The sequence below is a fragment of the Cytobacillus sp. C11.1 genome (assembly GCF_058145115.1).
The window spans coordinates 2,088,222-2,112,075 of the sequence record NZ_CM176935.1; the positions used below are offsets into that span (position 1 = coordinate 2,088,222).

The 23,854-nt window shown below is 41.5% G+C and carries 20 protein-coding genes, 1 pseudogene and 1 other annotated feature; of the genes and pseudogenes, 18 read left to right on the top strand and 3 right to left on the bottom strand.

Going from position 1 to position 23,854, the window contains the following annotated elements; translation table 11 throughout:
• The first annotated feature begins 115 nt into the window (after window positions 1-115).
• The 7 genes from AC3ZVC_RS10275 to yajC all read left to right on the top strand — a co-directional run bounded on the left by AC3ZVC_RS10275 (window position 116) and on the right by yajC (window position 5,604).
• Window positions 116-673, top strand: a complete 558-nt coding sequence (locus AC3ZVC_RS10275; RefSeq protein ID WP_490068886.1) for a BofC C-terminal domain-containing protein — start codon at window positions 116-118, stop codon at window positions 671-673.
• A gap of 411 nt (window positions 674-1,084) precedes the next feature.
• On the top strand, window positions 1,085-1,696 hold the full coding sequence (gene ruvA, locus AC3ZVC_RS10280; RefSeq protein WP_490068258.1) for a Holliday junction branch migration protein RuvA: 612 nt from the start codon (window positions 1,085-1,087) through the stop codon (window positions 1,694-1,696).
• 92 nt (window positions 1,697-1,788) lie between these two features.
• Window positions 1,789-2,790 carry a Holliday junction branch migration DNA helicase RuvB gene (gene ruvB, locus AC3ZVC_RS10285; RefSeq protein WP_490068259.1) on the top strand — a complete coding sequence of 334 codons (1,002 nt, stop codon included), beginning with the start codon at window positions 1,789-1,791 and terminating at the stop codon, window positions 2,788-2,790.
• Window positions 2,787-2,993, top strand: coding sequence for a DUF2905 domain-containing protein (locus AC3ZVC_RS10290; RefSeq protein WP_214724920.1), 207 nt, complete (start codon window positions 2,787-2,789; stop codon window positions 2,991-2,993). Before ruvB ends, AC3ZVC_RS10290 begins: the two co-directional genes overlap by 4 nt.
• A 32-nt stretch (window positions 2,994-3,025) precedes the next feature.
• On the top strand, window positions 3,026-4,054 hold the full coding sequence (queA, locus tag AC3ZVC_RS10295; RefSeq protein WP_490068260.1) for a tRNA preQ1(34) S-adenosylmethionine ribosyltransferase-isomerase QueA: 1,029 nt from the start codon (window positions 3,026-3,028) through the stop codon (window positions 4,052-4,054).
• 36 nt (window positions 4,055-4,090) lie between these two features.
• On the top strand, window positions 4,091-5,230 hold the full coding sequence (tgt, locus tag AC3ZVC_RS10300) for a tRNA guanosine(34) transglycosylase Tgt (RefSeq protein WP_490068261.1): 1,140 nt from the start codon (window positions 4,091-4,093) through the stop codon (window positions 5,228-5,230).
• Window positions 5,231-5,319: 89 nt separating this feature from the next.
• Window positions 5,320-5,604 carry a preprotein translocase subunit YajC gene (yajC, locus tag AC3ZVC_RS10305; protein WP_144545297.1) on the top strand — a complete coding sequence of 95 codons (285 nt, stop codon included), beginning with the start codon at window positions 5,320-5,322 and terminating at the stop codon, window positions 5,602-5,604.
• Window positions 5,605-5,645: 41 nt separating this feature from the next.
• Here the strand turns inward: yajC and AC3ZVC_RS10310 are convergent, their stop codons facing one another.
• Window positions 5,646-6,125: a TIGR04086 family membrane protein gene (locus AC3ZVC_RS10310; RefSeq protein ID WP_490068263.1), complete on the bottom strand. Its 480-nt coding sequence runs from the start codon at window positions 6,123-6,125 to the stop codon at window positions 5,646-5,648.
• Window positions 6,126-6,246: 121 nt separating this feature from the next.
• On the opposite strand from AC3ZVC_RS10310, the gene AC3ZVC_RS10315 reads away from it, so the two are divergent.
• A complete protein-coding gene (locus AC3ZVC_RS10315; protein WP_490068264.1) occupies window positions 6,247-6,897 on the top strand; it encodes a DUF421 domain-containing protein in 651 nt (216 codons plus the stop codon).
• Window positions 6,898-6,971: 74 nt separating this feature from the next.
• Here AC3ZVC_RS10315 and spoVB read toward each other — a convergent pair whose 3' ends face one another.
• Window positions 6,972-8,537: a stage V sporulation protein B gene (gene spoVB / locus AC3ZVC_RS10320; RefSeq protein ID WP_490068265.1), complete on the bottom strand. Its 1,566-nt coding sequence runs from the start codon at window positions 8,535-8,537 to the stop codon at window positions 6,972-6,974.
• Between the two features lie 133 nt (window positions 8,538-8,670).
• Here spoVB and AC3ZVC_RS10325 point away from each other — a divergent pair, with 133 nt between their 5' ends.
• From AC3ZVC_RS10325 to dtd, 8 genes and pseudogenes are all read left to right on the top strand, one after another.
• The gene (locus tag AC3ZVC_RS10325; protein ID WP_490068266.1) at window positions 8,671-8,967 is read left to right on the top strand and encodes a post-transcriptional regulator; all 297 of its coding nucleotides are present in this window, start codon (window positions 8,671-8,673) and stop codon (window positions 8,965-8,967) included.
• A 327-nt stretch (window positions 8,968-9,294) separates the two neighbouring features.
• Entirely contained in the window at window positions 9,295-11,562 is a 2,268-nt protein-coding gene (gene secDF, locus AC3ZVC_RS10330; RefSeq protein ID WP_490068267.1) for a protein translocase subunit SecDF, read from the top strand.
• Window positions 11,563-11,748: 186 nt separating this feature from the next.
• Window positions 11,749-12,645 carry a cation diffusion facilitator family transporter gene (locus AC3ZVC_RS10335; RefSeq protein ID WP_490068268.1) on the top strand — a complete coding sequence of 299 codons (897 nt, stop codon included), beginning with the start codon at window positions 11,749-11,751 and terminating at the stop codon, window positions 12,643-12,645.
• A gap of 31 nt (window positions 12,646-12,676) precedes the next feature.
• Entirely contained in the window at window positions 12,677-12,994 is a 318-nt protein-coding gene (locus tag AC3ZVC_RS10340) for a LapA family protein (RefSeq protein ID WP_490068270.1), read from the top strand.
• A 427-nt stretch (window positions 12,995-13,421) separates the two neighbouring features.
• A pseudogene (recJ, locus tag AC3ZVC_RS10345) lies at window positions 13,422-15,790 on the top strand (single-stranded-DNA-specific exonuclease RecJ).
• Entirely contained in the window at window positions 15,781-16,293 is a 513-nt protein-coding gene (locus AC3ZVC_RS10350) for an adenine phosphoribosyltransferase (protein WP_490068271.1), read from the top strand. The pseudogene recJ and the gene AC3ZVC_RS10350 overlap by 10 nt, the downstream one beginning before the upstream one ends.
• A 355-nt stretch (window positions 16,294-16,648) precedes the next feature.
• Window positions 16,649-18,841, top strand: coding sequence for a RelA/SpoT family protein (locus AC3ZVC_RS10355; RefSeq protein ID WP_490068273.1), 2,193 nt, complete (start codon window positions 16,649-16,651; stop codon window positions 18,839-18,841).
• A 14-nt stretch (window positions 18,842-18,855) separates the two neighbouring features.
• Complete coding sequence (dtd, locus tag AC3ZVC_RS10360; protein ID WP_490068274.1) at window positions 18,856-19,296, top strand: D-aminoacyl-tRNA deacylase; 441 nt, start codon at window positions 18,856-18,858, stop codon at window positions 19,294-19,296.
• Window positions 19,297-19,775: 479 nt separating this feature from the next.
• On the opposite strand, the gene AC3ZVC_RS10365 is transcribed toward dtd, so the two are convergent.
• A complete protein-coding gene (locus AC3ZVC_RS10365) occupies window positions 19,776-21,527 on the bottom strand; it encodes an N-acetylmuramoyl-L-alanine amidase family protein (RefSeq protein ID WP_490068276.1) in 1,752 nt (583 codons plus the stop codon).
• Window positions 21,528-21,799: 272 nt separating this feature from the next.
• On the opposite strand from AC3ZVC_RS10365, the gene AC3ZVC_RS10370 reads away from it, so the two are divergent.
• Complete coding sequence (locus AC3ZVC_RS10370; RefSeq protein WP_214724888.1) at window positions 21,800-21,976, top strand: hypothetical protein; 177 nt, start codon at window positions 21,800-21,802, stop codon at window positions 21,974-21,976.
• A gap of 190 nt (window positions 21,977-22,166) precedes the next feature.
• Window positions 22,167-22,407: a binding site (T-box leader), on the top strand.
• A gap of 150 nt (window positions 22,408-22,557) precedes the next feature.
• The gene (hisS, locus tag AC3ZVC_RS10375) at window positions 22,558-23,832 is read left to right on the top strand and encodes a histidine--tRNA ligase (RefSeq protein WP_490068277.1); all 1,275 of its coding nucleotides are present in this window, start codon (window positions 22,558-22,560) and stop codon (window positions 23,830-23,832) included.
• The last annotated feature ends 22 nt before the right edge of the window (window positions 23,833-23,854 follow it).

Consider the following 23,854-nt stretch of genomic DNA (forward strand, 5'->3'; position numbering starts at 1 on the left):
GAGCCAATTCAAAAAGGATAAACAAGAAAATATTGGTCACACTATTAATAAAGAAAAGAGATAATCGTAATGGATGCAATAGCGGAAGTTACATTTTTAATCGAGGTGATCGATGATGAGAACCAAATGGGGCTTATTCATTGCAGTATTAACCGCTGCTTTTATTATATTATTTACTGCAGGTGGAAGCAGCATTGGATACGAAAAAGGTGAATCTGTATTCGCCATGGAAAAAGAGAGCAAGGATACTCCCATAGAAGGGCCGCTTCAAATGAAGGTCATTTTGGAACGAGTGTACTTGGACGGAGAAGTAAGCCAGGAAGCCACCGAGGAAACCATTTGGGCGATGGAGGATTTTTGGGCTAAATATGATCAATGGCAGCTGGTTGATATGGACATAGACTATATGGTGTTTCGCCGGCAAATGGATGATATTTCACCTTTATTAAAGGCGAATGGTTATTTTGGGCTGACAGAAGACGGGACTTTAACCATATTTAATGGCAGGCCGCACAAAACGAATATTATCCAGTCTTTTTTTCAAATTGATTTAGGAAAACTGGAAAGTACAAAATGTGAGGAATTAAAAAAGGGCATTCCTATTATGACAAAAGATCGTTATGTAGAAGTCCTTGAGACATTTAAGGATTATTCTACAGGAGAGGCGAAATAATAAAAGTAAAGACCGGCATTTGCCGGTCTTTACTTATGCCAGGGCTCTTTTAAAACTGCCTGTTAACTACGAGTATAAATAGCAGCAAAGTGTGCGAAAAACAGCCTTTATTAAAAATAAAAATGCCCGTATTTCACTAAGGAAGTGAACGGGCAATAAAAACATTTTATCTTTCAATACCTGTTACCACATATCTGTTTTCCTGCAATTCTAATTGATATGTAATGTTTTCTAAGTAGAGAGAAAATAGCAAAAAGTGCGAATAGTCTTTTCGTTATATGACTTCCAGTCAATTTGTTCGAAACCTCTATAATTATATTCAAATTTTAATAAATATCGCAACTTTTTTCTTCGTGCCCAAATTATTGTATGATACAATGAGGTACAGCTAAATCAGAGGAGCGAAAGGTATTGTTTGAATTTGTAAAAGGCAAAGTGGAATACATTGGACCGGAATATGTAGTAATCGAAAATAATGGGATCGGCTATCAAGTTTTAACGCCCAATCCATTCAGCTATACTCAAGAGTTTGGACAGGAAGTCAGAGTTTATACTTATCATTATGTAAGAGAAGATGTTATGGCTCTGTATGGTTTCCAATCAAGGGAAGAAAAAACACTATTTACAAAGCTATTGAATGTTACGGGAATTGGGCCGAAGGGTGCCCTTGCAATCCTCGCATCCGGGGAGCCTGAACAGGTGGTTCAGGCGATTGAAAATGAAGATGAAGCATTTCTTATTAAGTTTCCTGGAGTTGGAAAGAAGACGGCAAGGCAAATGATCCTCGATCTAAAAGGAAAACTTCCCAATATTGTACCTGACTTTTTCCCGAATTTATTTTCGGCAGATAAAATCCAGCCTGAACAAAGCGGAGCTGCAGCTGATCTTGAAGAAGCCCTGCTGGCGCTGAAAGCGCTGGGGTATTCAGAAAAGGAACTGAAAAAAATAACACCTGATCTGAAAAAGGAAAAGCTTACAACCGATCAGTACATAAAGAAGGCTCTTCAGAAGCTTTTAAAATAATCTTTTTTATTGGTTAAGATCTATTCATATAAAAATAATAACAGAACTGGCCCGTTTGCCTTATGCTGATACATGAAGAAGGTGAGATGAGTATGGAAGAGCGGATCATATCCGGCGAGGCGGATATTCAGGATATTTCGTTTGAACAGAGTCTGCGCCCGCAAACACTTAAACAGTATATCGGACAGGATAAAGTAAAGGAAAACCTCGAGATTTTTATTAAAGCTGCCAGGATTCGAGAGGAAACTTTAGATCATGTCCTTCTATATGGACCTCCAGGATTAGGAAAAACCACACTTGCAGCCATTATCGCAAATGAAATGGGCGTGAATATCAGGACTACTGCCGGCCCTGCCATTGAAAGGCCGGGAGATTTGGCTGCAATCCTGACTGCATTGGAACCAGGTGACGTGCTGTTTATTGATGAAATTCATCGTCTGCCCCGTTCTATTGAAGAAGTTCTGTATCCGGCCATGGAGGATTTTTGCCTGGATATTGTTATTGGAAAAGGGCCTAGCGCAAGGTCTGTAAGGCTTGATCTGCCTCCATTCACGCTCGTTGGCGCTACGACAAGGGCGGGGTCATTATCCGCTCCATTAAGAGACCGTTTTGGAGTTCTCAGCAGGCTTGAATACTATACAGAAGAGCAGCTGACAGATATTGTGATACGTACGGCTGAAGTTTTGGAAACAAGCATAGATGGGAAAGCTGCCATTGAGGTGGCGAGACGATCAAGAGGCACGCCGAGAATTGCAAACAGGCTTCTTCGCAGAGTAAGGGATTTTGCTCAGGTTAAGGCAGATGGCACAGTGGATGAGCATCTTGCCAAAGAAGCCTTAGAGCTTCTGCAGGTTGACCGTTTAGGGCTTGACCATATTGACCATAAATTATTAAGAGGGATTATTGAAAAATTCCGCGGAGGCCCTGTTGGCCTCGAAACAATTGCTGCCACGATTGGGGAAGAAGCACATACTATTGAAGATGTATACGAACCATATTTATTGCAGATTGGTTTTCTTCAGCGGACACCGAGGGGAAGAATCGTAACAGATCTGGTGTACCGTCATTTCCAAATGGAGGTGCCTGCCGATTGAGCGGCATATCGAAATGGCTGATGGTTATTGGAGCTATTATTTTTGCAATCGGATTTTTAAGCCAATTCTTTAATATTGGCAAGCTGCCGGGGGATATTGTAATAAAGAAAGGAAATACGACTTTTTATTTTCCAATCGTTACATCAATATTGCTGAGTGTCATTTTATCTGCCATCTTTTATTTTCTTGGCAGGTTCCGGTAGCTTAAAGTATGAATAACAGATAGGGTGACAACATGAAGGTAGATTTATTTGATTTTCATTTGCCGGAGGATTTAATCGCACAGACGCCTTTGTCCGATCGGACAAGCAGCAGATTAATGGTCCTTGATAAAAAGACCGGTGATATACAGCATGGCGTTTTTAAAGATTTAAAGAAGCATTTAAGGGCAGGAGATTGCCTCGTGTTAAATGACACCAGGGTGCTTCCTGCAAGGCTGTTTGGCGAAAAAGCAGGAACAGGCGCAAAGATAGAGGTTCTTCTCCTCAAGCAGCTTGAAGGCGATGCCTGGGAAACACTGATCAAGCCAGCCAAAAGGGTCAAAGAAGGAACGGAAATCACTTTCGGCAATGGCAGTTTGACTGCTGTTTGCACGGGAACTTCCGACCATGGCGGCAGGATTTTGGAGTTTAAATATGAAGGGATCTTCTATGAAGTGCTGGAGCAATTAGGTGAAATGCCTTTGCCTCCGTATATTAAGGAACAGCTAGATGATCGGGAGCGTTACCAGACAGTTTTTGCCCGTGAACGCGGATCTGCGGCAGCACCGACAGCAGGCCTTCATTTTACTGAACAGCTGCTTGAGGAAATCAAAGAATTGGGTGTGCATGTTGCTTTCATTACTTTACACGTTGGACTTGGTACTTTCAGGCCAGTAAGCGTAGAAGACTTAAATGAGCATGAGATGCATGCAGAGTTTTATCAGGTAACAGAAGGTACAGCTAGATTGTTAAATGAGGTGCGCGAGCAGGGAGGGAGAATTATCAGTGTTGGCACAACCTCCACCAGGACATTGGAGACAATCGCCTCTGCCCATAATGGACGATTTGAGGAAGCCAGCGGCTGGACCGATATTTTCATTTACCCTGGCTATGGATTTAAAGCGATTGACGGCATGATTACAAACTTCCATTTGCCAAAATCGACGCTTATCATGTTGGTAAGCGCACTTGCTGGCAGGGGAAATGTATTGAATGCCTATAATAAGGCTGTAGAGGAGCGCTACCGTTTCTTCAGTTTTGGAGATGCAATGCTGATTTTGTAACTAAGGCGCTTATCTTATGGAAGGAGAACATACAACTTGACTGCAATTCGTTATGAATTAATTAAGACATGCAAGCAAACTGGTGCCCGCCTGGGACGTGTCCATACACCGCATGGATCTTTTGAAACACCGGTATTTATGCCGGTTGGAACCCTCGCTACGGTGAAAACCATGTCCCCTGAAGAATTGGTGGAAATGGGAGCAGGCATTATTTTAAGCAATACCTATCACCTTTGGCTGCGCCCGGGGCAGGAAATCGTTGAAGAAGCAGGAGGGCTTCATAAATTTATGAATTGGGATCGTGCCATTCTGACTGATTCCGGCGGATTTCAGGTATTCAGCCTGAGTGAATTCCGCAAGATTGAAGAAGAAGGGGTTCATTTCCGCAATCACTTGAATGGAGACAAGCTGTTTCTTTCTCCGGAAAAAGCGATGGACATTCAGAATTCACTTGGCTCTGATATTATGATGGCCTTTGATGAATGCCCGCCATATCCTGCTTCATATGAATATATGCAGAAGTCGGTTGAGAGAACTTCACGTTGGGCTGAACGCTGTTTAAAAGCTCATAAGCGTCCGAATGATCAGGGTCTGTTTGGAATTGTGCAGGGAGGAGAATACGAGGAACTTCGCAAACAAAGCGCGAAGGATTTAACCTCTCTTGATTTTCCTGGATATGCTGTAGGGGGGTTATCTGTAGGTGAGCCGAAAGACGTCATGAACCGTGTATTAGAGTTCACAACACCGCTTCTCCCTGACAATAAGCCACGATACCTGATGGGAGTAGGCTCTCCGGATTCTTTAATTGATGGTTCAATCAGAGGAATTGATATGTTTGACTGTGTTCTTCCTACCCGTATTGCACGTAATGGGACATTAATGACAAGCAATGGCAGATTAGTCGTAAAAAATGCGAAGTTTGCCAGAGACTTTGGTCCAATAGATGAGAATTGCGATTGCTATACTTGCCGAAATTATAGCAGGGCATACATCAGGCACTTAATCCGCTGTGATGAAACATTCGGAATTAGACTTACAACTTACCATAATCTTTATTTTCTGTTAAAATTAATGGAGCAGGTCAGACAAGCGATCAGAGAAGATCGTCTCGGAGACTTTAGAGAAGAGTTTTTCGAACGGTATGGATTCAATAAACCAAATGCGAAGAACTTTTAATAGCTGAAATTGAGTGCTTAAAAAGGAGCGGGAAAAGCCTAACGCGTTGTTTCCCGGATTATTGCTCCTTAGTGAAAGGGGGGAAAACAATGGAGCTATTAGGTACACTGGGACCATTATTGCTAATGTTCGTCTTATTCTATTTCCTGTTAATTCGTCCTCAGCAGAAACGCCAAAAGGCAGTTCAGCAAATGCAGAGCGATTTGAAAAAGGGAGATAAGGTTGTAACAATCGGTGGCCTTCATGGATTTGTGGATGCAATCGACGAAGACAAAGTAGTCATCAAGTGCGGTGACGGAAGCCGGCTTACATACGATCGCGCAGCAATTCGCGAAGTGACGCAATCAACTGGCGATGCTTTAGCTAAATCTTAATATATCAAAGAAAAGAAGGTCCGCTGCGGACCTTCTTTTTTCTAAGCGGTTCTTTTGGAATTGAGATTAACACCCAGAATTCCGCCCATCATGGCAGTGAGCATGAAACAGGTATGGTAAATCATTTGTTCCATTGAAAATAAACTATCATGACCTAAATATTGGAAAAGTAAAATGATCACTGAGTAGATAAGACCGGTCAGGCCTCCAAGCAGCCAGCCTTTTTGCTTTCCTTTTCCGCCGGAAATGAATCCGCCTGCAAAAAGAGAAACAAATGAAACACCTGTAATAATATACTGTAAGGATGACTCCTGAAGTGATGTAAAACGAAGCAAAAGCGAAAAAATAAGACTGCCGGCAATGGCAATTGCAAAAATTGCAATGATACCATAGAGAACGGCACTTCCAAAGTTCTTTGACTCTTCTATATTGACCCTCTCCCTTCTGAAGAATAAATCGGAATAGCCTCTTAGCCCCTCGGCTGTCCCAGCTTTTTCCCTAGTACAAGCATATTCACGCAATAAAAAATTAGAATCTAAAAATTAAGATGTTTAAGCAATGGAAATGATTATAGAAAAATTCATAAATACTCCGCCGATGCGCAAAAATAATAAAGAATGCATTTAAAGGGGAGCTGTGGAAGTGGAAGAATATTTAATAATTGTTGTAAGGACACTATTTCTATATGCACTAATTCTCCTTATATTTAGATTGATGGGCAAAAGAGAGATTGGAGAACTTAGCATTTTGGATTTAGTGGTTTATATCATGATAGCGGAGCTCGCGGTAGTGGCCATTGAAAATCCTGATTCACAAATCCTAAAAAATGTCTTGCCAATGCTCCTCTTAATGATTGTGCAAATAGTACTGGCGATTTTTTCACTAAAAAGCAAGACTTTTCGCGATGTGGTGGATGGTAAGCCAACAATCATTATTAACAAGGGAAAAATAGACGAAAATGCGATGAGAAAGCAAAGATATAATTTTGATGATTTGCTGCTTCAGCTAAGAGAAAAAGATATTGCCAAAATCTCTGATGTTGAATTTGCCATTCTAGAATCCTCAGGCAATCTGTCTGTGTTTGAAAGAGAAGGCAACAAGGATGGCGGAATGACAATCCCGTTAATTATCGATGGAACGATTCAAAAAACGAATCTCGAAAAAATTAATAAAAGTGATTTTTGGCTGAGGCAAGAACTCAGAAAGCAGGGATATAAAGAGATGTCCAAAATTTCATTCTGCAGCTATGAAAATGGCCAGTTTTATGTAGACTTGATTGATGAACGGAATTAATACAATATGCACAATTAAAGGCCTGCTCAACAGGAGTGTCAATCACCGCACTTGAGCAGGCCCTTGTGTTTGCATTATCTGAATGCGAATTTTGATAGTATTTTGCCAACAAAGGGAATCCGAATCAATTCATTCTTTTTAATTAAACCAAATATTAATAAAAGGACGATGTAACTTCCCACGATAGCAGATGAAATAAGAATAACTCTAATGGCTGTATTCATGGTTTGAGGAAGCATGTCACTTAGCAGCCAGTAACCAATGCTGCCTGACAAGCCCATGGCTATAAAGGTCTTTAAATAGTCTCTAACATAAAATGTAAAGGATATCGCTTTAAGGACAGTTGCAAAATGAAGCATCGTAACAAGAACTGTGCCAACCAGGATTCCCATTGCTACTCCATTTATTCCGAAAGCAGGCTGGCTGGCAAGCAGAAAAATGACAGCTGTTTTCACTATAGCTCCAATCAAACTGTTAAGCATAGCTGCTCTCGCCAGGTTTAATGCCTGCAAAGTTGCCTGAAGAGGTCCTTGATAGTAATAAAAAAGAAAAAATGGAGCCATCAATTTAATAAAATGTGATCCGCTTGGGGAACCGTACATAACCTCCATCAATTGATCAGAAAGTATATATAGAACCACCACAGCTAATCCTCCTGTAACAAAAGCAAAACGAAGTGCCTGCTGAAGCCGGTACTCAATAAGATGCATATCATTTTTGGAGTTAGCCTCACTTATTGCGGGAACAAGTGAGGTTGACAGAGAGTAAGTAATAAAGGACGGAAGCATGAGAAGCGGCATAGCGAACCCTGTTAGGGCACCATATTGCTTAGTGGCGGCAACTGTCGCCACACCAGCAATGGCTAAGCTATAGGAAACAACAATCGGCTCAAAAAACCATGCGACAGACCCGATCATTCTGCTTCCAGTAGTCGGAAGGGCAACCGTCATCAATTCATTAAATGTACCTTTTCCAGACTGAACATATTTAAAAAATTGTTTTCTCACTCTAAATTTCTTTTTAAGCTTAAAAGTGGTCAGCAAATAGATTAGAGAGGCAAGCTCCCCTATCACAGCCGCTAACATAGCTCCCGCGGCTGCATACTCAATCCCATAAGGCAGAAATGCTTTTGTCATAATGGCAATCAGGCTGATTCTGACGATTTGTTCAATGACCTGGGAATATGCAGCGGGCTTCATATTCTGCCTGCCCTGGAAATATCCCCTTATAACAGAGGAAATCGCAATAATTGGCACAATTGGCGCTATGGCCATCAAGGGCAAATGTGTGCGGTTATCGGTAAATAGTGTTTCTGATAAAAGTGGAGCGAGCAGAATTAAAGCGGGAGTGAAAATAATCGAAAGTGAGATAGTAGTTGCTAATGACACAACTAATATTTTCTTAATTTTAGCTGTGTCTCCCCTTGCTTCCGCCTCGGCAACATTTTTGGAAATCGCTACCGGCAGCCCGAGCTGAGTAATGGTGACGACAAGGATCATAGTTGGAAAAGCCATCATATAAAGGCCGACGCCTTCTTCTCCTATAGAACGGGCAATGACAATCCGGTTTATAAATCCCAAGACCCTGGTTACCAGGCCTGCAGCCAGCAGGATCATGGTACCTTTCAGAAATTTGGACATTCAACTCCCTGCCTTCTCAAAATGGGTGATATCATATACAATTAACTATATGCAAGAGAGTGGACAAAGCATGACAAGCTGTGATAATTTCCATGAGTTCAAGCGAAAGAAATTGGCGGGGAGGCGGCTGAAAATGAAGATCGGCCATGAATATGATTATTTTCGCACGGAAGTAAGGCCAGCGTTGGAGAGTAAATTAGATGAATTTCGACTGCTTGGCTATGAAAAAGTTACAGAACAGGAGCTATGGGGATTCCTTACCAAGAAAAAGTGGAAAAAGCCAAAAGAAAATGTCAGGCTATTTGAAATTGTTGAAGAAATAATGGCTGTAAAAGTCAGTGAATACATTCATTATGCTACAATTGAAGCTTATAAAGGGACTGGCTTTGCTTTTGATAGTGAAGAAGACAGAAGGGAACTTTTAAAGTAATTTTAGATGTGCCTTATTTTTTAAGTTTTTACATGTTCTAAGACAAATTGACAGGTTTTGCATTCTGTTTCATAATTAACGTGGAGTTTAATGGCCTGTACAGTCAATGTACCTATAAACATACATATGCAAGTGAGAACAATTTTGACGAAAGAATTCCCTGGCTGGAAACAAGCGAGTCTTTTAAGTGCCTGGGTTGCATTTAGTTTGTAATGCGATTGTCTGTGTAAGCCCGTTCGTACAAAAACATCATGGCAAATTTGCTATGAAAACAGTTCCACTTTATATGCCTGTAGCGGGCGAGTAGCTAAGGAGGATTTATACATAATGGTAAAACGCAGCCGTATCGTTGCTTTCTTCCTTATTGTTTTATTGATAGGGAGCTTGGCAGGGGCAACGACAAACAACATTTTAAAAAATATTAAGCTTGGCCTGGATTTGCAGGGCGGGTTTGAGGTGCTCTATGAAGTAAAGCCTGCAGAAGACGGCCAAAAGATTGATAAAGAAGTTTTAGCGAGCACAGCTGAAGCACTCGATAGACGTATCAATGTTCTCGGAGTAAGCGAACCGAATATTCAAATTGAGGGTGATAGCCGGATCCGTGTCCAGCTTGCAGGTGTAACGGATCAAAATAAGGCCCGTGAAATTCTTTCAACGGAAGCCAATCTTTCATTTAGGGATGTTAATGACCAAAAGATGATGGACGGATCCGACCTTGCAGAAGGCGGAGCAAAACAAACTTTTGACGAGAATGGCAAACCAAGTGTTTCCCTGAAACTGAAAAGTGCAAGCAAGTTTAAAGAAGTAACCGAAAAAATTGTCAATATGGGACCGCCAAATAACTTGCTTGTCATTTGGCTTGACTTTGAGGAGGGTGAAGACTCCTTCCAGGCTGAAGCTGGAAAGGAAGATCCGAAATATTTATCTGCTCCGCAAGTAAGCCAAATTTTTAACCAGGATACAGTCTCCATTGTCGGGAACTTCACGATTGATGAAGCGCAAACGCTGTCAGATTTATTAAATGCTGGATCTCTGCCTGTACAGCTTGATGAGGTTTATTCCACTTCAGTCGGTGCGAAATTTGGGGAACAGGCAATGGACAAGACGATTCTTGCAGGCATTATTGGAATTTCGATAATATTCCTTTATATGATTGCTGTATATCGTTTCCCAGGGCTTATTGCAACGATTACTCTATCGTTTTACATCTATCTCATCCTCCTTGTTTTTGACTGGATGAATGGAGTATTAACACTCCCTGGCATCGCCGCGCTTATTTTGGGTGTCGGTATGGCAGTCGATGCGAATATCATCACATACGAGAGAATCAAAGAAGAAATGAAAGTAGGAAGGACGATCAAATCAGCTTTCCAGGCTGGCGGAAAAAACTCGCTTTCTACAATTTTTGATGCCAATATCACAACCATACTTGCCGCTACCGTATTATTTCTTTATGGGACAAGCTCTGTAAAGGGCTTTGCAACAATGCTCATTATTAGTATTCTGGCAAGCTTTATCACAGCTGTATATGGATCAAGATTATTGCTTGGATTATGGGTTAATAGCAAATTCTTAAATAATAAGCCAGGATGGTTTGGCGTCAAGAAAAACGAAATGAAGGATATTGCAGAAAACTTTGATACACTTGATTTGCCTACGAAGTATGATAAGTTCGACTTTGTTGCACACCGAAAAAAATTCTTTATCCTTTCTGGAGCATTGATTGCTGCCGGAATAATCATTGTTGCTGTTCTTCGTCTGAATCTGGGAATTGACTTTGCCAGCGGAACGCGCATTGAGCAGCTGGCAAGTGATCCTATAACAAAAGAGGAATTCCAAACTGAATTGTCAGCAGTGGGATTAGAAACAGATGATATTGTCATTTCCGGCACTAATAATGAAATTGGTGTTGCAAGATTAAAAGGAGTATTGACAAAGGATGAAATTGCAGAGTTAAAGTCTCACTTTAATGAGCAATTTGGTGCAGATCCCAACGTAAGTACTGTTTCACCGACTGTAGGTAAAGAACTTGCCAAGAATGCGCTGATTGCACTTGTTATCGCGTCTTTAGGCATCATTATTTATGTAACCATCCGATTTGAGATTAAGATGGCTGTTGCAGCAGTGCTGGCTTTATTGCATGATGCTTTCTTTATCATTGCTATATTTAGTTTTATACGGCTTGAAGTGGATCTGACCTTCATTGCTGCGGTATTGACCGTTGTTGGTTATTCGATTAATGATACAATCGTTACCTTTGACCGGATGCGGGAAAATATGCAGAAAAAGAAAAAACTCAAGACATTTGAGGATATTGCGGATGTTGTAAACCGAAGCCTGCGTCAAACGCTTGGCCGTTCCATTAATACCGTATTGACCGTTGTAATTGCCGTTGTAGCATTGCTTATCTTTGGAAGTGAGTCTATCCGAAACTTCTCCTTTGCGCTGCTTATCGGCTTGATCGCCGGTACTTATTCATCCATTTTCCTTGCAGCACAATTATGGGCTGTTTGGAAAGGGAAAGAGCTAAAGAAAAAGGGTGTTATTAAAACAGTTAAAGAAAAACGGAAAATCAGTGACGAACCTCAAGTTTAATGGCTTACATTAGAAAAACCCCAGGCAAAATGCCTGGGGTTTTTGCTTGTGATTTATATAAGTGAAATTTAAAATTGTAAGCTGACGTATTGAATCTTTTGGGGCTGCTATTTAGTAATAAAAGGTTAATGATTTCACGAAATAGGATAAACTAACAACAAGTCCAGGGAGGAAGGAAGTTTAGCGTTGGAAAAAAATGATCGTTTTAAGAAAGCTGAATTTGCTGCGATGATTGGAATCGTCGGCAATATTGCGCTTGCTGCTCTCAAATGGGGAATTGGCGTGTATTCCGGGAGTAAGGCATTGGTAGCGGATGCCGTCCATTCTGCCTCGGATGTCGCAGGTTCCTTTGCTGTTTATTTGGGATTGAGGGCCGCAAAGCAGCCGCCTGATGAGGACCATCCATATGGCCATGGAAAGGCTGAAATGATCGCAGCCATAATAGTTGCCGTTTTATTATTCCTGGTCGGGATAGAAATAGGCAGATCATCATTTGAAGCATTTTTCTCACCGATTGAACCGCCTAAGAGCATTGCCATTGTTGCGGTTATAATTTCTATAATTGTGAAGGAAGCGATGTTTCGGTATAAGTTCAATTTGGGAAAGAAACTTAATAGCGATGCATTAATTGTTAATGCTTATGAACATCGGTCAGATGTGTACTCTTCTATCGCCGCTTTAATAGGGATTGGGAGTGCTGTGCTTGGCGGGAAAATCGGTATCGAGTGGCTTGAATATGCTGACCCTGTTGCAGGGCTGCTTGTATCGCTTATGGTAATTAAAATGGCATGGCATCTTGGGAAAGAATCGATTCATAGTACTCTTGATCACGTCCTCCATGAGGAAGATACAATAGAGATGCGCAAAACTGCAGAAACTGTAAATTATGTAAAAAGAATTGACGAATTGCATGCAAGAGAACACGGCCACTATGTGATTGTTGATATCAAAGTGTCTGTTGACCCTAATATGACCGTGGAGGATGGCCACCGGGTTGGCAAAGAGGTTAAACGCAAATTGCTTGAGCTGGAAAACGTGCAAAATGTCTTTGTTCATATTAATCCGTATAGTGAAGAAAGGTAATCTAGAGACATACCTAAGGGGAGAGAGGATTATGAAATTTCAATGGACTTTACTATTTGGTTTTTTATTTGCCTTAATAGTAGCAGTATTTGCAGTTATCAATGTTGATGATGTAACTGTAAATTATTTATTTGGGGAAAGCCAATGGCCATTAATTCTGGTGATCCTAAGTTCAGTATTGATGGGCGGACTCATTGTTGGCTCAGTTGGAATTGTTCGCATGTACTCCTTGCAAAGGCAAGTGAAATTGCTTAAAAAAGAAAATGAAAAACTGAAAGCAGAACAGGGCAATCCCGAAGATAACAGCAAGGAAGAAGCGGAAAAAGAATTGGACCGGGATATTCATTAGGAGAAAGGCTTGGGCTGGGATGGGTCCAAGCCTTTTAGTTTCTGCTGGCAGATAATGTGGAGCTGGATTGATTTTTTGTGTGGATGCTCTATCCGGAAAAGCTAATAAAAAGGTCTCACTAATCAGAAAATATATTTACTGATCTAATATCCATTCCAGACACTCAGCTGGCTGTTCGGGATCTCCTCTGGCCTTGTTCCTGTCGGGTCTTCCCTTGACTCGCTGCACATTTGATTAAGCATTCTTGGTAACGAGGGAAATCAGTAAGCAGTTTGAGGAGCTCGCGCCTTAAGTCCATTAAATAGGTTACCAATATCAACGATGAGCTTTAACATGCCTTTTCCAAAAATGTATGGGATATCCCAGTTTTCTATTATTGAAACGCCAGTCCCCCTCTTGTATAATTAATAAGCTGAGGGGTGAACGTATGTTACATTCAAGAACGCGATGGATTGTTCGGCAAACACAGGAAGACAAAGTTAAGCAGCTTTCAAAAGAATTGAATATTGCTCCTCTTGTAGCGTCGCTATTAATTAATCGCGGAATGGATACCGTTGAATCAGCACGGTATTTTTTATTGGATAAAGACCAGGAATTTCATGATCCTTTTTTAATGACAGATATGAATATAGCTGTCACCCGAATAAAAGAAGCGATTGAAAAGCAGGAGCCAATTTTAATTTTTGGTGATTATGATGCGGACGGAGTCACAAGTACCTCTGTCATGATGATGGCATTAAGAGACCTAGGAGCAAATGTACAATTCTACATACCAAATCGTTTCACCGAAGGCTATGGGCCTAATATCCCAGCCTTTACACATGCCGCTGAGACAGGCATTGGTTTAATTATAACGGTAGATACAGGCATATCAGCAGTTAATGAAGCGAAAGCCGCAAAAGAGCTGGGAATGGACCTAATCATAACGGACCATCATGAGCCCGGGCCAGTACTCCCTGAAGCATTGGCAATCATCCATCCGAAACATCCTGATAGCAAATACCCTTTTCGGGAATTGGCAGGTGTTGGGGTAGCATTTAAGCTTGCTCATGCATTATACGGGGATATGCCAGCCCACCTTCTCGAAATCGCCGCCATAGGCACAATCGCTGACCTCGTTTCACTTAAAGGAGAGAACAGGCTGATTGCAAAACGGGGGATTCGAAAGCTTAAGTCGACTAAAAATATTGGCTTAACTGCCTTATTTAAAGTGGCAGGTGTAGAGCTTCCTGCCATTACGGAAGAAACGATAGGCTTTTCGATTGCGCCGCGACTGAACGCAGTTGGCAGGCTGGAAAGCGCAGATCCTGCAGTCGAGCTGCTATTGACTGATGATCCATATGAAGCCCAAACAATTGCCGAGGAAATTGAACAGTTAAATAAAGAAAGACAAGCTATTGTCAATGATATAACGGCACAAGCAATTAATGAAGTAGAATCCAAATTCCCAATTAGTGAAAATTCTGTGATTGTTGTAGGCAAGGAAGGATGGAATGCTGGAGTTATCGGGATTGTAGCCTCCAAGCTTGTAGAAAAGTTCTATCGGCCTACAATCGTTCTTAGCTTTGATTCTGAAAAAGGGCAGGCAAAGGGATCTGCAAGAAGCATAGAAGGCTTCGATTTGTTTAAGAATCTATCAGAATGCCGGGATATCCTTCCCCATTTTGGTGGGCATCCAATGGCTGCCGGGATGACGCTCGATCTTAATTCAGTTAATGAGCTCCGCGGCAGGCTGAACCAACTTGCTAACAACCAGCTTACAGAAGAAGATTTTATTCCTGTTACTACGCTGGATGGAATCATTGATCTCAAAGATATCACTCTTTCTTCAATAGAAGAAATGCAATTGCTTTCTCCATATGGGATGGGAAACCCAAAACCGAAGGTTTTGATTAAAGATGCAAATATTGCGGGAATGAGAAAAATCGGTTCAGAACAGAATCATATTAAAGTCACAATTGAGAGCGAAGGCTCTTCCCTCGATGGGATTGGATTTGGACTTGGACATTTATATGAACACATTTCACCTTATTCCAAGCTGTCTGTTATTGGCGAGCTATCGATTAATGAATGGAATAATAACAAAAAGCCGCAAATTTTTTTGCAGGATATGGCAGTACACTCTTGGCAGCTGTTCGACATACGCAGTGTAAAACGGCTTGAAAGGCTTAAGAGCGTCATTCCTGAGCAAAATACAATATGGATCTCTTCAATGATGAGAACACTTCCAAATTTAGGACATATGCCGGCCCAAAAATGGTCAAAATAAATTCTGTAGTGGAAGCTGCATCTATAGAGCTGGATGAAGCAAATGTTGTTTTGGCAGACTTGCCTCCTTCAATAGAAATGTTGTCCAAGTTATTCTCGGGTAAAAAGCCTGCTCGAATTTATGCGCATTTTTATAAAGAAGACAGCGATTTTTTCAGTACGATGCCAACCAGGGACCATTTTAAATGGTATTTTGCTCTGCTTGCTAAAAAAGGGCACATTGATATTAAGCGGCATGGCAATGATATTGCCAAGCATAAGGGATGGAGCAGGGAAACGGTAGATTTTATGTCACAAGTGTTTTTTGAATTGGATTTTGTTAAAATAAACAATGGTGTTATTTCCTTAAATAATACATCGAATAAACGTGATTTGGCTGATTCACGAACATATCAGCAAAAACAGGCACAATATAGCCTTGAGAGCGATTTGCTCTATTCATCCTTTCAGCAGCTCAAAAACTGGTTTGATGAAATTATGCAAGGGGCTGTTAAATTTGAGGAGGCAAAGGAAGAAAAATGGACTTAAAACAGTATGTAACAATTGTTGAAGACTGGCCAAAGCCGGGAATTAAATTTAAAGATATTACAACATTAATGGATAATGGCGATGCTTATAAATATGCGACTGACCAGATTGTTGAATATGCACGTGAAAAGCAAATCGACCTGGTTGTTGGACCAGAAGCGCGCGGTTTCATTATTGGCTGCCCGGTAGCCTATTCTTTGGGAGTAGGATTTGCACCTGTGCGCAAGGAAGGGAAGCTTCCACGCGAAACAATCAAGGTAAACTATGGCCTTGAGTATGGCAAAGATATTTTAACTATTCATAAAGATGCAATCAAACCTGGACAAAGGGTTTTGATCACTGATGACCTGCTGGCAACCGGCGGTACCATTGATGCAACAATCAAGCTTGTCGAAGAGCTTGGCGGAGTTGTAGCGGGAATTGCATTTCTAATCGAATTAACTTATTTAGATGGCCGCAAAAAACTGGATAACTACGATATCATGACATTAATGCAATATTAAAACCATCCATTTATACTTCAGGAGAGCGCCGGACGAAACAGGCGCTCTTTTTAATTTACCGTTTGATGGGCGCTAATTATCCTATTATAAAGTGCTTCCATTGGCAATAATGGAAAAATAAAAAGAAATTCCAACAAAATACGACAATTTTTTTGTTATTCCCATAAAAATAACAGTCTATCCCTTTACATCTTTACTTTTTTTTTCGATAATAGTAGCAATCATTAATTTTTTATTAATTATAAAATTTGTTCATAGAGTTTTTTGGGCTATGTTAATGTTAACAGAGCCAATTTTTAAAAAGAGAAAAAGCATTATGCATTCGCATAAAATTTAGTGAGATAAAGGTGATTCCATGGCGAACGATCAAGTTCTGACCGCCGAGCAAGTCATCGACAGGGCAAAAGAATATTTAAACGATGAGCATGCAGAGCTTGTAAAAAAAGCATACGAGTTTGCCAAGCATGCCCACCGTGAACAATATAGAAAATCCGGTGAGCCTTATATTATCCATCCCATTCAAGTGGCCGGGATTCTGGCAGATTTGGAGATGGATCCATCTACGGTCGCAGCCGGTTTTCTTCACGATGTGGTTGAAGATACCGAAGTCTCATTAGAGGATATTAAGGAAGCCTTCAATGCCGAAGTGGCAATGCTTGTCGATGGAGTAACAAAGCTAGGTAAAATTAAATATAAATCCCAGGAAGAGCAGCAGGCTGAAAATCATCGGAAAATGTTTGTAGCGATGGCACAGGATATTCGTGTCATTTTGATCAAGCTGGCAGACCGCCTTCATAATATGCGGACTCTTAAACATTTGCCTGCTGAAAAACAGCGCAGAATTTCCAATGAGACGCTTGAAATTTTCGCTCCCCTGGCCCACAGGCTGGGAATTTCAAAAATTAAGTGGGAGCTTGAAGATACAGCACTCAGATATTTAAATCCGCAGCAATACTATCGGATTGTTAATTTGATGAAGAAGAAAAGAGCGGAACGGGAAGAGTATTTGGATGATGTTATTAATGTCATGCGGGGCAGGATGGCTGAAGTCTCAATTAAATCCGAAATTTCGGGCCGCCCAAAACATATTTATAGCATTTACCGAAAAATGGCTCTTCAAAACAAGCAATTCAATGAGATTTATGATTTGCTGGCAGTCCGTATTGTTGTGAACAGCATAAAAGATTGCTATGCGGTCCTGGGAATTATCCATACATGCTGGAAACCGATGCCAGGCCGTTTTAAAGATTATATTGCAATGCCAAAGCAGAACATGTATCAATCACTTCACACTACAGTTATTGGTCCTAAAGGCGACCCTCTTGAAGTCCAAATCCGTACAATGGATATGCACAGGATTGCAGAGTTTGGTATTGCGGCACATTGGGCTTATAAAGAAGGCAAAAGAGTGAATGAAGGATCATCTTTCGAGGAGAAGCTGACATGGTTCCGAGAAATTTTGGAATTTCAGGACGATGCGGCAAATGCTGAAGAGTTTATGGAATCACTGAAAATTGATCTGTTTTCGGATATGGTCTTTGTGTTTACACCTAAAGGGGATGTAATTGAACTTCCATCCGGCTCTGTTCCGATTGACTTTGCTTACCGCATCCACTCGGAAATTGGAAATAAGACCATTGGCGCCAAAGTAAATGGAAAGATGGTAACGCTGGACTATAAGCTTAAAACAGGTGATATTATCGAAATATTGACCTCAAAGCATTCCTACGGTCCAAGCAAGGATTGGCTTAAGCTTGCACAAACAACACAGGCGAAAAATAGAATCAGGACCTTCTTTAAAAAGCAAAGAAAAGAAGAAAATGTCGAAAAAGGGAAAGAACTCGTTGAAAGAGAAATCCGGAATATGGATTTCGATTTGAAGGAGATACTGACACCTGAAAATGTCAAAAGGATTGCTGAAAAATTCAACTTTGCCAGTGAAGAGGATATGTATGCTGCTGTCGGATATAACGGGGTAACAGCTCTTCAGGTAGCTAATAGGCTTACAGAGAAATGGCGAAAGAAACGAGATCTTGAACAAGCTGATATTACCAATGCTGTTTCCGAGCTGAAGACATTCCCATCAGCAAAAAAACGGGAATCCGGTGTAAGAGTTTCGGGTATTGATAACCTGCTGATTCGGCTATCCCGCTGCTGCAATCCGGTGCCTGGCGATGAAATTGTCGGCTTTATAACCAAGGGCAGAGGGGTGTCTGTACACCGTGCTGATTGCCCAAATATCGATACAGATGATGCGAAACAAAGACTAATACCGGTAGAGTGGGAAACTGCATTAAATGACCGGAAGGAATATAATGTTGAAATTGAAATTACAGGATATGACCGCAGGGGATTACTAAATGAAGTATTGCAGGCAGTAAATGAGACGAAAACAAATATATCTGCCGTTTCTGGCCGTTCTGACCGCAATAAAGCGGCGACAATTAATATGTCTATCGCGATTCACAATGTTAGCCATCTGCAAAAGGTTGTTGAACGCATTAAACAAATCCCTGACATATATGCAGTAAGAAGAATAATGAACTAGAGGGAGCAGATAGCATGCGTGTTGTAGTGCAGCGAAGCAAAGAAGCCAGTGTAACAGTTGGCGGAAAAACCGTTGGGAGCATTCAAAAAGGGTTTGTTTTGCTCGTTGGAGTCACCCATGAAGATAAAGAAGAAGATGCCGCATTTTTGGCTGATAAAATTGCCAATCTCCGTGTTTTTGAGGATGAAAATGGGAAAATGAACTTATCCCTTCTGGATCAGGAGGGTGAAATCCTTTCAGTCTCCCAATTCACATTATATGGTGATTGCCGAAAAGGCCGCCGCCCGAATTTTATGGAAGCGGCAAAGCCTGACCATGCAATAAAAATTTATGAAGCATTTAACGGGTTCTTAGAAGAAAAAGGCCTGAAGGTAGAAACCGGAGAATTCGGTGCCATGATGGATGTTAAGCTGACCAATGACGGCCCGGTTACTTTGATTCTTGAAAGTAAATAAGCTGAAACTGTAATTATTGCGCCTTTTGAACTGGTTGCTGGTTAAACCGATTGTGCCGCTGGCAGTTGCTCCCTCCTTTAATTTTGGATAGCTGCTTTTGGGATGCTTACTGCACATAAGATTGCGAAAATTTCAGAGGCTCTTTTATAGAACTGTTCTTTTGCAACCAAAGCCCCGGCCAATTTGGCCGGGGCTTTGGTTCTGATTTTTAAGCTGTTTTCTCATAGATTGTTGTTTAGCTTGTAAATGTTGCATGTTAATTTCCCTTGCGGCACCTGCTTTCCGAGGGGAGGAATGGGAGACTCCTCGGCTTCGCCTGTGGGGTCTCTCACCCCCCTCGCCTCCCGCAGGACAAGGAATAAGCATCCTGAATAAACACCGCACGGGAAATGCGGGAGGAGTTAAGTGCCCTCCTCTCTAATCAACACATTGGCTAAGCTCAGTTAACCTCCCAAAAGCAACAAACTTTACGAAAACAGTTAATTTTTAAAATAACGTGCTAGACCCTGATAAATTCCTGCAGCAACAGATTGCTGATATTGAGCTGACGTAATTAGGATTTCTTCGGCAGGGTTACTCAAGTAACCAAGCTCCAGAAGCACTGCATTTCGCTTATTTTCTCTTATCACATGATAGTCCCCCAACCGATATCCCCGATCCCTTAAGTTTGTCATGAAGGCTACATTTGAATGGATATTGGATGCCAGACTCTTTTGGAAGGAGTGATAATAATAGGTTGTCATTCCCCTTACCGTGCGATCTGCGATGCTGTCATAATGGATGCTGATGAAAGCATCGGCATTATGGTAGTGGGAAACACCCACTCTGGAGGGAAGAGGAAGATAAGAATCACTGTTTCTGGTAAGAATGACATTTGCTCCTGCAGACCTTAACTTTTCATAAAGCAGTTGTGCCGTTCTTAGTGTAAGTGTCTTTTCCAGTGTTCCTCTAGCCCCAGTAGTCCCATTATCTCGGCCGCCATGGCCTGGATCCAGGACGATGGTTTTATTTTTCAAATGCATTTCTGCACCCGGTTTTTCCACTTTGGGAGCCGAGCCATTAACAGATACAATCCACCCTGCCACATAACCGGATTGGCCGTTCGGCAGACGTATTTCGTACCAATCATTTTGCAGGCTGATAATATCGAAGCTGTCTCCCTTATTTGCCCTGTGGATGACAGAAGATTGGGTGCTGGCACTTTTTCTGATATTTGATCCATTATGTAAGATAACTGCAGAACTGCCATTTACAGCCTGATGAGCAGAAGCTGTTTTTTTTGCTGTCGTTTGCTCCAGAAACCAGCTTGCCACCCAGCCAAATGATCCCGATTGATATTCTATTTTTGACCAGTTATTCATTTCCTCAAGAATGGAAAAGGCTTTCCCTTTTGAAACAGAACCGATAGGCTTGCCGCTTAATGAAGATTTATTTCTGACTGTCAAAGCTGTAGCGGTAACGGTGCCTGTTTTTCCGGTATTCTGCAGTGCCGGATTGTTTTTCCCTGACTGTGGGCTTTGCACATCAACATATTGGCTGCTGACCCAGCCGGTATTTCCTGAAAATGAAACCTCTATCCAGCTGCCATTTTGCGAAGTAATTGTTACGATGTCTCCATCATTAAGCTTACCGGTAACAGCGCTCTGGAGCGATGGTTTGCTTCTGATATTCAGTGAGTTTGCTGTAATCTTCCCTGTTTTGCCGCTGCTGACATTGGCAGTATCTTTATTTTGGCTGCTGTTCTGGACGTATTCACCGGAAACCCATCCATCTCCATGGGGTGTTTGGAGCTTAATCCAGCTGCCTTTACTCTCCAATAACTTATAGGCAGCTCCCTTATGTACGGTTCCCAAAACAGCATAGCCGGTACCAGGGCCTTTTCGCACTCTAAGGCCATCTGTAGTGATTATTGCATGGGAGCCAGGTCCTTTCTTTGCTGAAACTCCCTGGCTGGAAGCAGGTACGGACACAAACCAGTTGGCTACCCAGCCCTTTTCCCCTTGAAAGGCGATTTCAATCCACTCTCCTTTTTGGGAAAGCATGTTAAATCGGTCTCCTTTTTGGGCCTGGCCTAAAATAGGGTAACTTAAGCCAGGGCCTTGACGAACATTTAGATTATGAGTACTGATCGTTACGGCTGTTCCCTCGGCCTTTACCGGTTCTTCCAGCTTTATTATTCCGGCCATAAGGATAAAGCAAAAAGCCAGAATGATTGATCTTCTTTTCTGCAATACTTTTCCTCCTTTCGCGGTAAATTCAATTACTATCAAAAACTTTTCCTTATCTAAAAGAAAAACAAACAAGCCTTTAATAGTCAAGATAACTTTGGTACTAAACATGTTTTTTCTGCTCCTAAAATTACTTCTGCTTGGAGTACAAATTCCCTTTTTTTATCAGTTTTTAAGTCGGTAATTTTAGAGAAAGATTAAATTTGCCGGATTATGAAACATTTCATTTATAAATGGAAAGAATAAAGCAGACTACATAACAAAGGGTGAATGCTATGAGATTTGGAGATAAAGGAATGTCGGCTCAATCAGGGGAAAATCAGCTTTTTGGAGTTGATTTCCACGATTTTATCCAGAAAGAGCAAAGCTCGAATATGATTGAGCTTGCCTCTGAGTTCGGTTTAACCATGAAGGATGTCCGCAAGCTGAAAAAGAAGCTGGAGCGCTCTTAATATAATTCGGTCTTGACATTGGTGAAGATGCTCCGTATTATAATATAAATAAAATGACATACAATTAAATGTCTAGCTGCAGCGCCTAGGGGCTCGAGGTCATAAGTCCATCCAGCAAGAAGGGAGAGTACAACCTTCCCGCTGCTTGTCTTATGCTTGCTGCCCCTGAATCTAGCCGCTTCCGCTTTTCGATAAACCATTGATGGAGAAGAGTAGTTAAACCCCACATGAAAAGAGAGAAAATGCCGCTGGCTGAAAGCATTTTCACATGATGATTTAACGAAAGAACACTTCGTAGGCTTCTCTCTGAAACAGGCTTTGCCTTTAGTAGGAGCAGAACGTTAACAGGCGTTAACTGTAAAAGAGGAAGTCCTTTTAGCAGGGCTTCAACTAGGGTGGCACCACGGGAATTCCAAACTCTCGTCCCTTGTATTTAAATACAAGGAGGCGGGAGTTTTTTTATTTTTAAGGATGTTCAAAAAGTCCTGGGAAAATAGCAGTCAGGTTCTATTTTGTTCCTTTTTGAACGCATTCTTTAAATACATAAACTTTTATCATTTTTGCATTAGGAGGAAATTTTCATGTCAATCCGAATACCGAGAGGAACTCAGGATATTCTTCCAGGAGAAGTAGAAAAATGGCAGCTGATTGAAGAAAAAGCCAGAGAGCTTTGTGAAAGGTTTCAATACCGTGAAATCAGGACGCCTATTTTTGAACATACAGAATTATTTATGCGCAGTGTGGGTGACACAACCGATATCGTCCAGAAAGAGATGTATACCTTTGAAGATCGCGGAGGGCGCAGCCTCACACTTCGCCCTGAAGGAACAGCTTCAACTGTCAGATCGTTTGTTGAACATAAGATGTATGGTGATGCGAACCAGCCTGTAAAGCTTTATTATATGGGACCGATGTTCCGCTATGAACGGCCTCAGGCAGGGCGCTTCCGCCAGTTTGTACAATTTGGTGTAGAAGCTATTGGCAGTGCAGATCCTGCCATTGATGCAGAAGTAATTGCACTTGCAATGTCACTCTATCAGAGCCTGGGCTTAAAGAAGCTGAAGTTGATCGTAAATAGCCTTGGTGATAAAGAAAGCAGAACTGCACACAGGGAAGCGCTAATAAATCACTTCCAGCCACGTATCGGAGAGTTTTGCTCTGATTGCCAGAGTCGTCTTGAGAAAAATCCAATGCGTATTCTTGACTGCAAGCAGGACCGTGATCATGAACTGATGAAATCAGCGCCATCAATCATTGATTATTTAAACGATGATTCCAAGGATTATTTTGAAAAAGTCCAAAAATATTTGGAGAACCTGGGCATTGAGTTTACTGTCGATCCTAATCTTGTTCGAGGGCTTGATTATTATAATCATACCGCATTTGAAATCATGAGCGATTCAGAAGGTTTTGGGGCAATCACGACTCTATGCGGCGGCGGGCGCTACAATGGCCTTACAGAAGAAATCGGTGGTCCTGAAGCGCCAGGAATAGGGTTTGCCTTGAGTATTGAGCGGTTTATCGCAGCACTTGAAGCCGAGAAGGTAGAGCTTCCACTAAATAAGGAGATTGATTGCTACCTTGTATCTTTAGGCGAAGAAGCAAAGGATTATACAGTTGGCCTTCTGCAAAAGCTCCGGATAGCGGGATTCTCTGCTGAAAGAGATTATCTGGACCGGAAAATTAAGGCTCAGTTTAAAGCGGCAGATCGTGCCAATGCGAAGTTCGTTGGGGTTTTAGGCGAGGATGAACTTAAAGCTAATAAAATAAATGTAAAATCAATGGAAACAGGCGAACAATCAGAGGTTGAACTTGATTCGTTTATAGAGAAATTTACAGAGCTTTATAAGCCATAAACTTAAGCGTATTAAGAACAGT